Origin of the sequence: Erythrobacter sp. QSSC1-22B, from assembly GCF_001678665.1 — a bacterium.
In the GTDB taxonomy this organism is placed as follows: domain Bacteria; phylum Pseudomonadota; class Alphaproteobacteria; order Sphingomonadales; family Sphingomonadaceae; genus Qipengyuania.
Map to the genome: position 1 here is coordinate 46,452 of NZ_LZRP01000012.1, position 14,632 is coordinate 61,083.

At 60.0% G+C, this 14,632-nt stretch carries 13 protein-coding genes; 9 read left to right on the top strand and 4 right to left on the bottom strand.

The window, feature by feature from the left end:
• Positions 1–54: 54 nt before the first annotated feature.
• Positions 55–945, bottom strand: coding sequence for a 3'-5' exonuclease (locus A9995_RS14850; protein WP_067614417.1), 891 nt, complete (start codon positions 943–945; stop codon positions 55–57).
• Between the two features lie 581 nt (positions 946–1,526).
• On the opposite strand from A9995_RS14850, the gene A9995_RS14855 reads away from it, so the two are divergent.
• From A9995_RS14855 to istB, 6 genes are all read left to right on the top strand, one after another.
• Positions 1,527–2,777: a hypothetical protein gene (locus tag A9995_RS14855; protein ID WP_145916999.1), complete on the top strand. Its 1,251-nt coding sequence runs from the start codon at positions 1,527–1,529 to the stop codon at positions 2,775–2,777.
• Positions 2,768–3,496 (top strand): hypothetical protein, encoded by a 729-nt coding sequence (locus A9995_RS16825; protein WP_145917000.1) that lies wholly within the window; start codon positions 2,768–2,770, stop codon positions 3,494–3,496. Before A9995_RS14855 ends, A9995_RS16825 begins: the two co-directional genes overlap by 10 nt.
• A complete protein-coding gene (locus A9995_RS14865) occupies positions 3,493–4,218 on the top strand; it encodes a hypothetical protein (RefSeq protein WP_067614423.1) in 726 nt (241 codons plus the stop codon). The genes A9995_RS16825 and A9995_RS14865 overlap by 4 nt, the downstream gene beginning before the upstream one ends.
• Positions 4,215–4,727, top strand: a complete 513-nt coding sequence (locus A9995_RS14870) for a hypothetical protein (protein WP_067614425.1) — start codon at positions 4,215–4,217, stop codon at positions 4,725–4,727. Before A9995_RS14865 ends, A9995_RS14870 begins: the two co-directional genes overlap by 4 nt.
• 315 nt (positions 4,728–5,042) lie before the next feature.
• Positions 5,043–6,557, top strand: a complete 1,515-nt coding sequence (gene istA / locus A9995_RS14875; protein ID WP_067614426.1) for an IS21 family transposase — start codon at positions 5,043–5,045, stop codon at positions 6,555–6,557.
• The gene (gene istB, locus A9995_RS14880) at positions 6,544–7,272 is read left to right on the top strand and encodes an IS21-like element helper ATPase IstB (protein WP_067614427.1); all 729 of its coding nucleotides are present in this window, start codon (positions 6,544–6,546) and stop codon (positions 7,270–7,272) included. The genes istA and istB overlap by 14 nt, the downstream gene beginning before the upstream one ends.
• Before the next feature lie 91 nt (positions 7,273–7,363).
• On the opposite strand, the gene A9995_RS14885 is transcribed toward istB, so the two are convergent.
• Entirely contained in the window at positions 7,364–8,341 is a 978-nt protein-coding gene (locus tag A9995_RS14885; RefSeq protein WP_067614429.1) for a DNA N-6-adenine-methyltransferase, read from the bottom strand.
• A complete protein-coding gene (locus A9995_RS14890; protein ID WP_067614431.1) occupies positions 8,322–9,848 on the bottom strand; it encodes a sensor domain-containing diguanylate cyclase in 1,527 nt (508 codons plus the stop codon). Before A9995_RS14890 ends, A9995_RS14885 begins: the two co-directional genes overlap by 20 nt.
• Positions 9,849–10,111: 263 nt before the next feature.
• Here A9995_RS14890 and A9995_RS14895 point away from each other — a divergent pair, with 263 nt between their 5' ends.
• Positions 10,112–10,693 carry a DMT family transporter gene (locus A9995_RS14895; RefSeq protein WP_082992786.1) on the top strand — a complete coding sequence of 194 codons (582 nt, stop codon included), beginning with the start codon at positions 10,112–10,114 and terminating at the stop codon, positions 10,691–10,693.
• A 46-nt stretch (positions 10,694–10,739) separates the two neighbouring features.
• Here the strand turns inward: A9995_RS14895 and A9995_RS14900 are convergent, their stop codons facing one another.
• Positions 10,740–10,940: a heavy-metal-associated domain-containing protein gene (locus A9995_RS14900; RefSeq protein WP_067614435.1), complete on the bottom strand. Its 201-nt coding sequence runs from the start codon at positions 10,938–10,940 to the stop codon at positions 10,740–10,742.
• A 149-nt stretch (positions 10,941–11,089) separates the two neighbouring features.
• On the opposite strand from A9995_RS14900, the gene A9995_RS14905 reads away from it, so the two are divergent.
• Both A9995_RS14905 and cueR read left to right on the top strand, forming a co-directional pair.
• Positions 11,090–13,702, top strand: a complete 2,613-nt coding sequence (locus A9995_RS14905; protein ID WP_067614437.1) for a heavy metal translocating P-type ATPase — start codon at positions 11,090–11,092, stop codon at positions 13,700–13,702.
• 121 nt (positions 13,703–13,823) lie between these two features.
• Positions 13,824–14,303 (top strand): Cu(I)-responsive transcriptional regulator, encoded by a 480-nt coding sequence (gene cueR, locus A9995_RS14910; RefSeq protein ID WP_067614453.1) that lies wholly within the window; start codon positions 13,824–13,826, stop codon positions 14,301–14,303.
• Positions 14,304–14,632: the final 329 nt, after the last annotated feature.

The window sequence follows — 14,632 nt, forward strand, 5'->3', positions numbered from 1 at the left end:
ACGCAAAAGGCCCGCCGGTGGCGGGCCCTTTGCAGGTATCGATTGGGTTGGGATTCAGCGGTGGCGTTCGGTGGCAGTAATCGTCCTCAGGGTGGGCGTCGGGAGGCCGCATCGATAGAACCAGGCCTGCTCGTGCTCGACCTTGCCTTGCACGAGCTCTCGCTGCCAAAACCGGGCATCGGGATTCCAGGAATAGCCGCGCGCCTTGAGCATATCCTTTGCGCTGTAAGGAGCACGCTCAGCCTGGATCATGACGGTGGTGGTCCTGGCGGCCTCGATCAGCCGTGCCAGATGAGTGCGCTCGACCCCACCACGCGGATCACGCTGCCGCTGGGTCAGAAGCCAGAACAGGGACCACACATCGGCCGCTGCTCGGTGCGCCGAACTGAACCATCCGGCTTGCGCCAGAAGGTGCTGTTGGGAGCGTCCCTCGTAACCGAGCATCAACCAGTCGAGTTCGTTGCAAGAGCAAGCCCATGCCCGGCCCGCCAGCTGCGGATAGCGTCGCTCGATAAAGCCCGCATCGAAGCGCGCATTTTGCGCGACGATCAGGTCCGCTCTTTCAAGCAGTCCGCAGGCAAACTCATCGTCGATTTTCTGGCCAGTCAGATGCTGTGAAGCCAGCCCCGTGATCAGCGTGATCCGCGGGTCCAGAATACGCTGCGGATCCTGGAGCCAGCTGAAGGGCCCGAAGTGCCCTGTGACCTCTCCATCATCGCCGACGAAAACCAGCATGATCGCTAGCTCAATTATCGTATCAGCATCATGGGCTAGGCCCGTCGTCTCCGTATCGACGATCGCGATGCATATCCCTTCGGGCGGAGAACCGCTGCCGGGCATCATGCAATAGGGTTCGGGCACAGCTCGCAGCACCCGGTATTGATCGTCCCGTTCGAGCTGCTGCGCCAGCTCCTCCATGTTGGGATTTAGATGTTCGAAATTCATTACGGTTTCTCCTGTTGGTGAAACCGGCGAGGCTTGCCGAGCGGACTGCTCTTTTTTCCATTCCCCTGCCGGTTCACGGCAGACGTTCTTCCAATCAATTTTTTTGGATATCAGGTCCCAGCTGCCAGCGATGGCCACTGCCCAAGGTGTCGTCGACACCGCCCAAGGCCGGTTCCCGGCCGCACCCCAAGGAGGCCTCCAGGCCGACGTGCGAGCCCTTGGGCGAGCTAGACTCGGAGGACTTCCAGTCCGAACGAGCGCATCAAAATCGTTCGCTGCGCAGCTGCGGATGACTTTGAGGTATTGCGCATAAAAAAACGGGTTCGAACGGAATTCGAAAATCCAGTTGGAATGGATGAAAACCCTAGTTCCGAATGAAATTGGTAAAATCGTTCGGGCGTCTTTTCGAACTGAAGACCGATAAAGCTCCGGATTGGATCTTGACGCCTCTCAGGATGGTCTTGGCCGATTCGTTCGGATTGAGACGCCTGACATCGAGCAAAGGCTGTTTTCCAATTGAAGTGGCAAAAAAATTCGCTCACCGGCTTGGGCCTACAGAAATTCCATCCTAGAATTGTCTCATGGAACAGACACCCTTAGAAAAACTGCTCGCTGATACGCTCAAACTGTGCGCTCAGGAATTCCTTCATAGTAAGCAGAGGCTCGATGCGTTTAACAGCGCTGTCGAACATCTCTTCGAGAAAGACGAAAGCGGAAATCTAACCCGCCGTGCTCATGATGCAAGAACTCGCTTTAGAAGCGAGCTTCTCGATATGAGGCCTTATCAAAGGGCAAAAAAAGAGGTTGGGAAGCAATGTCGCAAATATAAGGCGAGGGCTGAAACGGCAATCATGCATGCTCTGACGGCGCTCACGTTATACAAACAGTGGGAGCTCGAATACGAGCTTTTGAACGACAAGGATGACGCCACCACTCTGGTGCCAAAGAGTCGCGAGGAACATAATCGCGAAGGCATTTTCAGGATTGCAGAGCCCTTTATCCACGACTTGATCGATCGCGGCGTAACTCCTTCTGCCATCTCGCTGCGACGTCAGAGTGAGATGGATGTCCTGGCCGCGCTGATTAAATCGTCTCACGAAGATCCAAAATTCGAGGACCCAAACAACCCTTGGCCGGTCCTGGCGCGGACAGGTTTCTATGGTCGGTACACCGGAGACCTGAGCGAGGATGAGGCCCGCGCTATCGATCTCGCGTGGCAAATGGGGGATGAGAGTGCAGAGGCATTGCTGGCAAAGGCGCGCGATTTTCTGCCTCGAGATCTGATGGTTAGCACTGACCTGGCTATGGGCGCAGTTCGTCTCAAAGAAGCGCATGGTCGGCTACCGGATGGCTTGGCACACCTCTATGCCGACGCTTTTAAGCTGGTGAGAAATGAAGACATCGTGGCCCTGGGCAAGCTCTTTCAATGGGAGAAAGAGGAGGACCTGACCAAGCTTCATGTGCTTGTGAATTTCATTCGCCGACAGGACATTCCGGGCAGGCAAGAGACGCCTTTCTGGATCGAAATGGATATCGTTACCAGGCTGATCGACAGCTCCGATGCCGATACCAAACCGCCCGCCGACTGGGTGCCTGGGGTCATTGAAAAGCTGGCGCAGCTCGCCGAAAATCTTAGCCCGAGCCTCAACAGTGAAGAAGCATTTTACGCGCTAGTGCGGGCCGGCGTGCGCATGAGCGTCAAATACGACAGGTTCGAACGGGATGCCGACATTCGCGCATCGAAGGAGCGAGAGCTGTTTCGCCTCCGCAGGATGAGGGACTGTGTTGAACAAGGTCGTGAGTTCAAGATCGATCAGTTCGGATGCCGGTAATCGAAGAGGAAGACGACTTCGATCGGCTTGAAACCAAGGTCTATCAGGTGGCCATTCGGCAGCCTGCGATCGAGCATCGCACCGACGTTAATGTTCTTCAAAACGAAGTTGGGAATCCTGTTTACACGGCGGAAAAGTCCGGCGCGTCGCCCCCGGATGCGTCTGGCGAAATCGACGCGAACGAGGATGTCGACGCGTTCGATATGAGCCGTCGCAACGGGCATGGGCACCCAGATGATGAGGATGATGAAGACGAAGAGGTCGACTTTTATGCCGTCGCTGGCATCGATCGCAACCAGTCGGACCCTCAGGATGATGATCGCGAGGAGGAGCCGCTTTTCGACATCTCCCCCAGCGGACATTCGGGAACTGAGCCTGACCCAATAGAAGATGCCCAAACCAGATGTTCGACCGTGGATGATGAGCCAATCGCAGCTGCCGGGACCCTCTTCAGTGAGAACGATCGGGCGATTGAGCGGCCTTTAGCTCCCGCATGGGAGCAGGCCGACGATACGCCCCCGAACGAGATGGTCGGTCCCTTGGAAGACGAGCATGAGCATCCGGAAGGCATCGCAGTAAGTCCGCATCTGGAATTGGATGAGCTCAGTGAGGGCGATCAGCGCAATACGCCCCATCCCATCGGAGACGCACGCCCGGCACGGCCGGTCCGCTTCGATCCCCCTTCCCTATCCGAAGTTAAAGACGAGGACATGCTATGAGCACTGACATTATCCGCCAAGACCCGGCTTACTCTCGTCTACTCGACCTCAGGGAGCGGGCGACTACGCTGCCATTCAAGAAATTTCCGCTCAATCGGGCGCCTGAATCTGAGTTGGCGCCCAGCTTTCTGATCGCCCGCTATGATGGTGGTGTCGGGGCGAGCACTGCAGCTTCAATGCTGGCACTGTTCGTGGATAATCCCCTCTTCGTGCAGATTGGCGGCAACGCCTCCCGGGCCTTTCAGGGGTTGCCAAAAGAAGACCTCCTTAGCTTTCCTTTTGATGATCCAGACCGCTTCGACAATGCTTTCGACGCTCGCTTGGAACACGCCAGTCGACCGGCTTTTATCGAGTTCGAGCAAACGCTTTATCGCGAGGCGATTACAGCGACATGTATCCTTCGTGGCGATCGATTCCATTCTTCTGCGACCCTCATTTTCGTCGCATCACCTGACGATGAGAAGATCAAATACAGAATACTCGCCGAGAAGGCAGGAATAGACGATTTGATCGTATTGGGCGCGCCGCAGGTACAAAAAGAGAGCCGCGCAGGGGTCATCCGCATCCCTACGTTGCCCAAGGAAATTGCTTCCGCCTTCTACACTCACGGCAAGACTTTGCCGGAGGCCATTCGCTCCTGCCCGGGGCTGTTCTCGATTGCAAAGCTTGAGCAGGACCTACGAGAATTCAACCACAAAATCCTGGAAAGGTTGCAATCATGATCGTGCTCAATGACCTTTGGACCGACCTGTTCGACCAGCCCATCACTCCTCTCGAAGAGAACATGATGGAGGGTATCGTGGGGCATGTTGACGAAAGTGACTCGGTGATCGTCCTTGCCGCAATCATTGTCCACATGCTGACGAAAGTCCTTTTACAGGATCCGGCGAGCCCCTTCGTCATTGCGAGCACTCTCACCAAATCCATAAAAGATTTGGAGGTCTCATTGAACGTGATCAGGCGTGAAGCAGGGAACCTGCATGTGTATCTCAGCGAATTGCGGGGCGATGCAGAGATCACTCGGCAGACGCTCAAGTTGGCCAGGATGGTGGCGAAAGAACGCCGGCAGATTCCCCCGCCAGTGCTCAAGCTCGACCCTAATACTGGCCATTCAGAGTGGGAACATACGCTGGCACCCAACGCGATGAGGCAGATTTATGTCGCAACGATATTCGCCAGTTTGGTCGGCGGCACTGTCGTCACCCTTCTGATAAACCTGTTCACGGGTTAGTGATGTGACGCCCGAATTTCCGTTCGCCAAGATCAGAAATAAACCACGTTGCTGCACATGAGCAACGTCGATGTAGTCCATTGCTTATCCTGTCAGGCGGCAAACGATTTGAGCAACGAGTGCGGCCCGTACTCCCTCAGGCCGCGCCATATCGCATCATGGCCAGCGGCGCTCACCGCGATCATATCGATGTTGATTTGAAGTGTGGACCGGCGTGCAAAAGGGACCCCTGTAACGGGGTGATCGGCGTCTAAAAGGGACCCCTCATTCTGATGGTGTGGCAGACTGCCTGGTTTTCCAGGTGGTGAGATCGGGATGTTGGTTGTGGAGACGATTGTTCGGATTCGGCGGAAGCACGCGAGCGGGAAGGCGATCAAGGCGATCGCTCGCGATCTGCGGTTATCCCGCAAGGTGGTGCGTAAGGCGATCCGGGCGCCGGAAGGCGCATTCGATTATCACCGCACGGTTCAGCCGCTGCCTCGGCTTGGGCCGTTCCAGGAGCGGCTCGATACGCTGCTGACGCAGAACGAGGCCCGGCACCGGCGCGATCGGCTGCGGATGACGCGGATCCATGACCTGCTGCGCCGGGAGGGGTTTGAGGGTTCCTACGACGCGGTCCGGCGCTATGCCCGGCGCTGGGAGGAAGCGCGCCGCAAGGATGCGGGCGACGGCGCGCCAGCCTTCATCCCGCTCATGTTCAAGCCTGGCGAGGCATACCAGTTCGACTGGAGCCACGAGGATGTGGAGATTGCGGGCAAGCCGATGCGGGTGAAGGTGGCGCACATGCGGCTGTGCGCATCGCGGGCGGTCTACGTCCGGGCCTATCCGCGCGAGACGCAGGAGATGGTGTTTGACGCCCATGCCCGCGGCTTTGCCTTCTTTGGCGGCGTTCCCCTGCGTGGCATCTATGATAACATGAAGACCGCGGTCACCACCGTGTTCGTCGGCAAGGAACGGGTGTTCAACCGCCGGTTCCTCGTCATGGCCGATCATTATATGGTTGAGCCGACCGCCTGCTCACCGGCGGCGGGATGGGAGAAGGGTCAGGTCGAACACCAGGTCCAGACCATCCGAGGGCGCTTCTTCCAGCCCCGTCTGCGCTTTGCCAGCATTGAGGAGCTCAACGGGTGGCTGGAGGCTGAGTGTCTTCGCTGGGCCGCGTTGCACGCGCATCCCGAGCAGAAGGAGCTTGCCGTTGCCGATGCGCTGGACCTCGAACGGCCAGCGCTGCAGCCGATGCTGGCGCCGTTCGACGGCTTCCACGAGACCGCTCATGCCGTGACCGGCACCTGCCTGATCAGCTTCGACCGCAACCGCTACTCGGTCATGGCCAAGGCGGCGCGGCGGGCCGTCCAGGTTCGTGCCTACGCCGACCGCATCGTCGTGCGTCTCGGCGACGAGGTCGTCGCTGAGCATACCCGTCACTTCGGCCGCGACCGAACGATCTATGATCCCTGGCATTACCTGCCGGTTCTGGCCAACAAGCCCGGCGCCCTGCGGAACGGCGCACCCTTCCAGGGCTGGGACCTGCCACCGGCATTGGCGCGGTTGCGGCGCAAGCTTGGCAGCGGCGACGAGGCCGACCGCCGCTTCGTCCGCGTGTTGGCGACTGTGATGACCGATGGGTTGGAAGCGGTCGAGACCGCGGTCCGCGAGGCGCTCGATAACGGCGCCGCCAGTGACGAGGTAATCCTCAACATCCTGGCCAGATACCGGGAACCGCCATCCGAGCGCCCCTCGGACGTGGTCGTCGATCTCAAGCTCAGCCATCCGCCGATTGCGGACTGTGCGCGCTACGACACGGTGCGAGGCCTCCATGCAGCGGCATGAGATGATCGAGGCGATGCGCGCGCTCGGGCTCAAGGGCATGGCAGGGGCCTTCGACGAGGCGGTCACCACCGGGCTGCAGCGCAAGCGAACGCCCCACGAGATCCTGACCGACCTGCTTCGGGCCGAAGCCGCGCATCGTCATGCCGCTTCGATCCGCTATCGCATGACCGCGGCCAAGCTGCCCGTAATCAAGGACCTCGACGCCTTCGTGTTCGAGGGCAGCCCGATCAACGAAGGGCTCGTTCGTTCGCTGCACGCCGGCTCGTTCCTGCCAGGACAGCGCAATATCGTGCTCATCGGCGGCACAGGGACGGGCAAGACCCACCTGGCTATCGCGATTGCCGCCAGCGTCGTGCATGCCGGTGCCCGAGGGCGCTACTTCAACACGGTCGATCTCGTCACCCGGCTCGAGGAAGAAGCCCGCATCGGGAAGGTCGGCACCATCGCCGACCAGCTCAGCCGGCTCGACCTCGTGGTGCTCGATGAACTAGGCTATCTGCCGTTCGCCCGTTCCGGTGGGCAGCTATTGTTCCACCTGATCAGCAAGCTCTACGAGAAGACCTCGGTCATCATCACCACCAACCTGGCCTTCGGCGAATGGCCCACCGTCTTCGGCGACCCCAAGATGACGACCGCCCTGCTCGATCGTATCACGCACCATTGCGACATCGTCGAGACCGGCAATGACAGCTGGCGCTTCAAAAACCGCAGCTGACCCAATCGGAAAACCGCCTTCGCGCTGCTGACGCCTCCGGTCGGGCTGCGCCCTCCCTACGCCGCCAGCAGCGCGAAACCTGCGCCCACCATCAACCGACCCGCTTCATCGCAAGGGGGTCCTTTTTGCGCGCCGATAGGGGGTCCCGATTGGACGCCGATTGACAGCAGACGATCGTCTCGACATTGTCGGCCTGCCACTGATCATGCGCCCGGCGGAGCCATTTGAGCAGCTCCGAGAATGGTGGATTGACAAACGCAAGTCTGCCCGACCAGTCATCGACCAGGCCGTCACCGCCCTCGCTCATGAGAATGCGCCGATGCGCGATGACGGGGCTGAGCTCATGAGCGCAAGGGTCAAGATCAACTTCGCCGAAAGCTGCATAGATGCTGGCCATGAAGTCGGGCGGTGTGAAACGACTATCCCGGTCCTGCTTGTCACCCTGCCCCCAATAGGGTCGCTCGGGAGCACGTCGCCTTTCTTTCGGCGCGAGCACCGCCATCAGACGCAGCAGGCTGGAGACCGAACCGACTCCTCGCTCGAGACTGGCTATGGTCGTCCGCCAAAGGCCCGTCCGCAAGGCCGCCTGATCCAGCGACCAGGCTCTCTTGCGCCGACGATTGCGCAATTGTTTGGGCAGCGTCTTGCCAGCACCCAATCCGGTCAGATGAAAGTCGAGCGCCGTCATTGTTGCGATCAGTGCCTTTACCGATCCCGTGCCCTTCTCGAGCCTCTTGATCGCTTGAGCTTCTCTGTCGATCCGTTCCGCCAAGGTTCTTTGGTACCAGCCTTCAGTTTGCCTGGCCTCTCGTAAGTCATCGATTAGAATCTGACCCTCCCTGGTATCATATTCTGACCGGCCCTGGCGTGATGCAAAGGTCCAGGGCATGAAAGATGAGCGCGCGAGCATCTCGTTTCGGCCGCTTCGCGACATAGTCGAGCCGTTCTGGATGAGACGGGCTTTGCCGGGAAGCTGTGATTCATTCGATTCGGCCACGAAGATACCGGGGTATGCCGAACGTTCGCTGAGGGTTAAAACAGGCTTTCGGCTAGCGGGGCCGTTGGCCATTTGAGCTCGTCTGGTCACGCAGCTCGGGACGAAACCGCACCCAGCACCCACGTCCCTGCGCCTTGGCGGCGTACAGCGCCAGGTCCGCGTCCTTGACCAAGTCGGAGACCGTGGCGCCATTTGCATGGACTGCCACGCCGATGCTGGCGCGCATCTCGATTTCCAGATCGCGTAAATGAACGGGACTGTTGAGCACTTGCAGCATTCGCTCTGCGAAGCCTGCAAGCGATGCCTCCACCTTGAGCCGCGGTAACATAACCGTGAACTCGTCACCGCCGAGCCGCGACACCAATCCTTGTCGACCCACGACTTGGCGCAGGCGCTGCGCCGTCGCGACGAGAAGTTCGTCTCCGACATCATGTCCGTAGCTGTCATTGACGAGTTTGAAGCCGTCGAGGTCGAGTAGCAGTAGCGCTACTTGGCTTTTTCCGGTCGAACGGTCGATCGCTGCATCGAGCCGATCCCGAAAATGAAAGCGATTGGCGAGGCCGGTGAGCGAGTCGTGCGTCGCCGCCCACTCCATCCGCTGCTCAGCGAGCTTCCTTGCGTGGATGTCTTCCGTTGCGCCATACCAAGCTATGACCTTCCCGGCGTCGTCTAGCCGTGGGTAAGCCCGCGCGTGCACCCAGCGAGACGCTCCGTTGCCCGATCGCATGCGGTATTCGACGTCGTACGGCTCGCCGCTGGCTAAGGAACCCTGCCATGCGGCCAGTATTCGGGCGCGATCCTCGGTGTGAACCAGCGGTGGACCCGCGACAGCAGCACTTAGTCCAACCGGTATACCGAACCGAACGGCAGCCGACTCGTTTGCGACCCTGATCTTGCCGCTTGGATCTGCCGTCCAGAAGCAGGCGGGGTTCACTTCTACAAAGTGACGATGGTGTTCCTCACTTTCGGCAAGAGCGAGTTCAGCAACCTTGCGTTCGGTAATATCTTGCTGGATGCCGTAGGAGCGGATCTGACGACCATCGGCTCCGGTTTCGACACGCGCTCGAGAGACCGTCCAGCGCACCGCGCCATCGGCTCGCACCACTCGGTATTCCACCGTGGTCTTCTCTGCTCCCAGCGCGACATTCTTCAGGTGTGCGATCACCGCTGGGCGGTCGTCAGTGTGGATGAAGGATAGCCATTCCTGCTGCGTCCAACTGCCGCGATTACCGGGAAGGCCGTAGATCTCGAAGAAAGCTGGGGTTCCGACACTGGTCCCATCACGCATGTCGATCTCGAAGCAGCCTATGCGTCCGACCTCCTGCGCGAGCTGCATTCGGTCTTCAATCCGCCGCAGCGCCTCTTCCGAATGCCGCCGCACGATCTGCCGGACTGCCGCCGCGACGCTGAGACGATCTTGCGGTCGAAGACTTTGCACCACTTCCTCGATGGAAGCATCCGTGTTCGATGCGCTCTCATCGAACACACCCGATGAATAGAAAATATCGAATAAGCGGTGATCTTCCGCCTGTCGCTCCGGCGCCGCTTCCCGGTCACGCTGATTGGCATCGTTCCCCATTGCAACCTTCCTACGGCGAGCCAGCTAGCCTCGATCCTGACACCGTTGGCAGCCAGCCAACGTAGTCATAACTTCCTAAGATTAATAAAGCTATCGAAGTTCGGGCGATACCCCTGACCGCCAGATTCACTTGACCCGCTTGCTACCCGCGCTGAACATAATCGGCAATTTGCAAATGGATCTCGCCAGCCCACGTGCCTGCGATACGTGGGGGCGTTGTAAGTTTGCCCAAGTCAACAGCATTAGCAAACGTCGGCAGAACAATGAAGATATCGCCGATAGACGTGTGGAATTTGGGTGCCCTCGCTGCAGTACTATTTGTCGCTCGCTCGGCGCTGGTGTTCGCCGCGGTCTGTTGTGAGGCCGCTTATACGTTGCTCGGCAAATTGACCACAAAACGCACTTCGCCTCTCAAGATCGCCTTTTGGGCCGGGCTTCTATCGCTGCCGCTCTTTTTGCCTTTTGCGGCGAATGAATGGCAGGAAGTGAAGTGGGCGGAGATATCGCCAGATGCCTGGATAGCGGTTATCTGGTGGGGCGGGGGCACGTTGGGACTCGGTTCGCTGCTTTGGTATGCCGGGGTCTCGAAGACCGAGGGCAGCATCGCCGCGGCCTTCATGGGGATCATGCCGGTCAGCGCGCTGCTGCTGTCCTATCTCCTCCTCGGCGAGTCCTTCAAAGCGCTCCATTTGGTCGGCTTCGCCGTCGTCTTCGCGGGTGTAATTCTGATCATCCGTGACGATCTGAAGAGCGGAGAAGCGAAAGTCAGCGTCAACGCCAACTGCTCCGCGGCCACTTTTTCTGTTTCGCAGGCGCAAGGCAACTCGCAGGCGCACGGCGAATAGACGCCGCCCTACCAGCGGCGTTGGCGACCATAAGTCCACAAATCGGTTACCGAGCGAGGCTAGGTTCATATCCCGCCTCGCGGATGACTCCGACGAGTTCCTGCTCGCTGGCATCGCCATCGATCGCTACCGTCCCGGCGGGAATATCGACCTCGACCTTCGCGTCGGGATCGACGCTCTTCACGGCATTGGTGACCGACCGGGCGCAACCGCCGCAGGTCATCTGAGAAACTTGAAATCGGATCATGGAAGCCTCCAGGGGTATGAACTGACCCCAAGGTGGTGATTGCCATCGTTGGAAGGTCAAGAGCGCAGCGCTTTTTCCTTTTCACCCTTGACCTTCCCATCATTGGAAGCCCCAACTGCTTGGTAAATCACCCGATCGGAGACGTTACCATGGCTTTACTTATCGACGAGGAACGGCCCGAAACCGCTTCCTCAAGCGAAAATACGACGATCAGCGTGCCGGTCCTGGGCATGACCTGCGCGTCGTGCGTCGGGCATGTCGAAAAAGCGGTCGCCAAGGTGCCCGGCGTTAGTTCGGTCAATGTGAATCTCGCCACCGAACGCGCCGATGTGATCTTTTCCGGAGCACCGGACGAGGCAGCGGTGGCCAAGGCCATCAAGAGCGCGGGCTACGACGTGGCGGACGCGCCCGCCGAACTCGGAATTCTCGAATTGGGCGTTGAAGGCATGACCTGCGCGTCATGCGTCGGCCATGTCGAAAAGGCCGTCCGGAGCGTTTCGGGGGTCGCGTCCGTCACCGTCAATCTCGCGACCGAGCGGGTCAGCGTCCGATCGGACGGCAGCGTCATCTCGATTGAAGATCTCGAAGCGGCGATCCGCGGTGCCGGCTACACGCCGCGCCGGATCGAGACCGGAAGCACGGCGCAGGACGGTCAGGCGCAGGCCCGCGAGCGTGAGATGGTGAGCCTTCGCCGTTCGCTGATTCTTGCCGCGCTGCTTACATTGCCCGTTTTCGTGCTGGAGATGGGCTCTCACCTCATCCCCGCCATGCATGACTTCGTGATGACCGGTATCGGTATGCAGACAAGCTGGCTAATTCAGTTTGCGCTGACAACGATGGTCCTGTTTGGACCCGGGCTGCGCTTCTTCAAAAAAGGCGTTCCCGCGCTCCTTCGCGGCACTCCAGACATGAATTCGCTGGTAACCGTCGGCACCAGCGCCGCCTGGGGCTATTCGATGGTCGCCACCTTCGCGGTTGGCGTGCTGCCTGCTGGCACCGCCAATGTTTATTACGAGGCGGCGGCGGTGATCGTGACGCTCATCCTGCTCGGACGCTATTTGGAGGGAAAGGCGAAGGGCCGCACCTCGGAGGCGATCAAGCGCCTCGTCGGCCTCCAGGCCAAGACCGCCCGGGTGCTGCGCGACGGCAAGCCGGTCGAGGTGCCATTTGCAGAAGTGCGCGCGGGTGATGTCGTCCAGGTCCGGCCCGGCGAGAAGGTGCCGGTCGATGGCGAAGTGGTCGAAGGCTCATCCTATGTCGACGAATCGATGATCACCGGTGAGCCGGTTCCCGTCTCCAAGAGCGAGGGCGCCGAAGTGGTCGGCGGCACGATCAACAAGAACGGCGCCTTCAGCTTCCGCGCGACCAAGGTGGGCGGCGATACGGTGCTCGCCCAGATCATTCGCATGGTCGAACAGGCGCAGGGCTCGAAGCTGCCAATTCAGGCCTTGGTCGACAAGGTCACCGCTTGGTTCGTGCCGACGGTGATGGGCGCGGCCGCACTGACCTTCTTCATCTGGCTGGTCTTCGGGCCAGCGCCCGCGCTTACCTTTGCGCTCGTCAACGCCGTCGCGGTGCTCATCATCGCCTGCCCGTGTGCGATGGGTCTCGCCACGCCGACCTCGATCATGGTCGGCACCGGCCGTGCGGCGGAACTGGGTGTGCTGTTTCGCAAGGGCGAAGCCTTGCAGTCGCTGCGCGACGTCGAGGTGATTGCGCTCGACAAGACCGGCACGCTCACCAATGGCCGGCCGGAGCTGACCGATCTCGCGCCTGCATCCGGCTTTTCCCGTGAAGAGGTGCTGGCGTTGGTCGCCAGCGTCGAGACCAAGTCCGAACATCCGATCGCCGAAGCGATCGTCGCGGCCGCCGAAGGGCAGGGCCTTGCCGTACACGCTCCACAAGCCTTCGAGGCAGTGCCCGGCTACGGCGTTGCAGCCAAAGTCGGCGAGCGTCAGGTGGAGGTCGGCGCGGACCGTTTCATGACGAAGCTGGGCTATGAGGTGCGGGAATTCGCAGCCGAGGCGGAGCGGCTTGGCCATGAAGGCAAATCGCCGCTCTATGCGGCGATCGACGGCAAGCTGGCCGCGATCATCGCGGTCGCTGACCCGATCAAACCCACCACGCCCGAAGCGATCCGCGCGCTCCACGAGCTCGGCCTGCAGGTGGCGATGATCACCGGCGACAATCGCGCTACGGCCGAGGCCGTCGCCCGCCAGCTCGGGATCGACGAAGTCATCCCCGAAGTGCTTCCCGACGGCAAAGTCGAAGCGATTCATGCGCTGCGCGAGGGTGGCCGCCGGGTGGCATTCGTCGGGGACGGTATCAATGATGCGCCGGCGCTCGCCGAGTCCGATGTCGGTCTCGCGATCGGCACCGGCACCGACATCGCGATCGAGTCGGCCGATGTCGTGTTGATGTCGGGTGACCTGCGCGGCGTCGTGAACGCAATTGCCCTTTCCAAGGCGACGATCAAGAACATCAAGCAGAACCTGTTCTGGGCGTTCGCCTACAACGCCGCGCTGATCCCGGTGGCCGCAGGCGCGATCTACCCGGCGACCGGCATATTGCTATCGCCGATCCTCGCGGCAGGCGCGATGACCTTCTCGAGCATCTTCGTTCTTACCAATGCCCTACGGTTGAAGCGATTCCGCCCGGTCATCGGAACCCGCGACGAAGCTATGAGGAACGAAGACACCGCTGACCGTCCGGACCATGCAACAACCGGTTCCGTGCAGCCAAATCCGGTCGCGGCCGCATAAAACGAAAGGAGAAGTTCAGTTGCAAAGCCGAAGACTTCCACCCGGACAGCTTCATTACCCCCACCCCGAAGAAGTGGTCGCATGATGCTGATATATGTATAGTGTAACGAGGAGAATGACGATGCAGATTGGACAAGCAGCAAGAGCTTCAGGCGTCAGCGCCAAGATGATCCGTTATTATGAGCAGAACGGACTTATCCCCGAGGCGGCTCGGCGCGATTCCGGCTACCGCGACTATGACGACAGCGACGTGCACCGGCTCCGTCTCATCCGCCGGGCCCGCGACCTCGGCTTCACCGTCGAGCAGATCGGCGAATTGCTGGCGCTCTGGAGCGATCGGGAACGCCACAGTGCAGACGTGAAAGCGTTGGCGCTCGGCCATGTCGAGAAGATGAAGGTCAAGAGGGCCGAGATCGATGAAATGATCACGACCCTGGAGACGCTCGCCGATGGCTGCAATGGCGATCATCGTCCGGATTGCCCGATCATAGACGGTCTGGCTGAAGGTGGAGGCTGTCTTCCTCCACGCCGATCGCGAGAACCGCGCCGCTTCGGCAATCCTGGGGGACTGCGCCCGCAGACGCATAGGCTGAGCGCCTGAGGCGCTTGATTGCACAACACCTAGTTTAAGATCCGGCAGTATCTTCAAAACGGGTTGTATCAACAAGCGCGAACTCAAATGCGCGGGTGCCGCCGGGCCGAGCAACGTGCCGCGCGGATTTGTAGCGCTTAGCGAAAACCTCATAATGATGACGATTAGCATCTGGACGCTCGTGAAGGGCGGAGTGATGTGATGCCACGACCAGCAGCAGCGCGAGCGAGACATCACACCTGGTTCTGGGTCACGCCAAGCGGCAGGCACGTGCTGTAGAGAAGATAAATCAGTAACTTACGGCTCGACGAGCGCCCGCGAAAATAGAGCTTGACCCT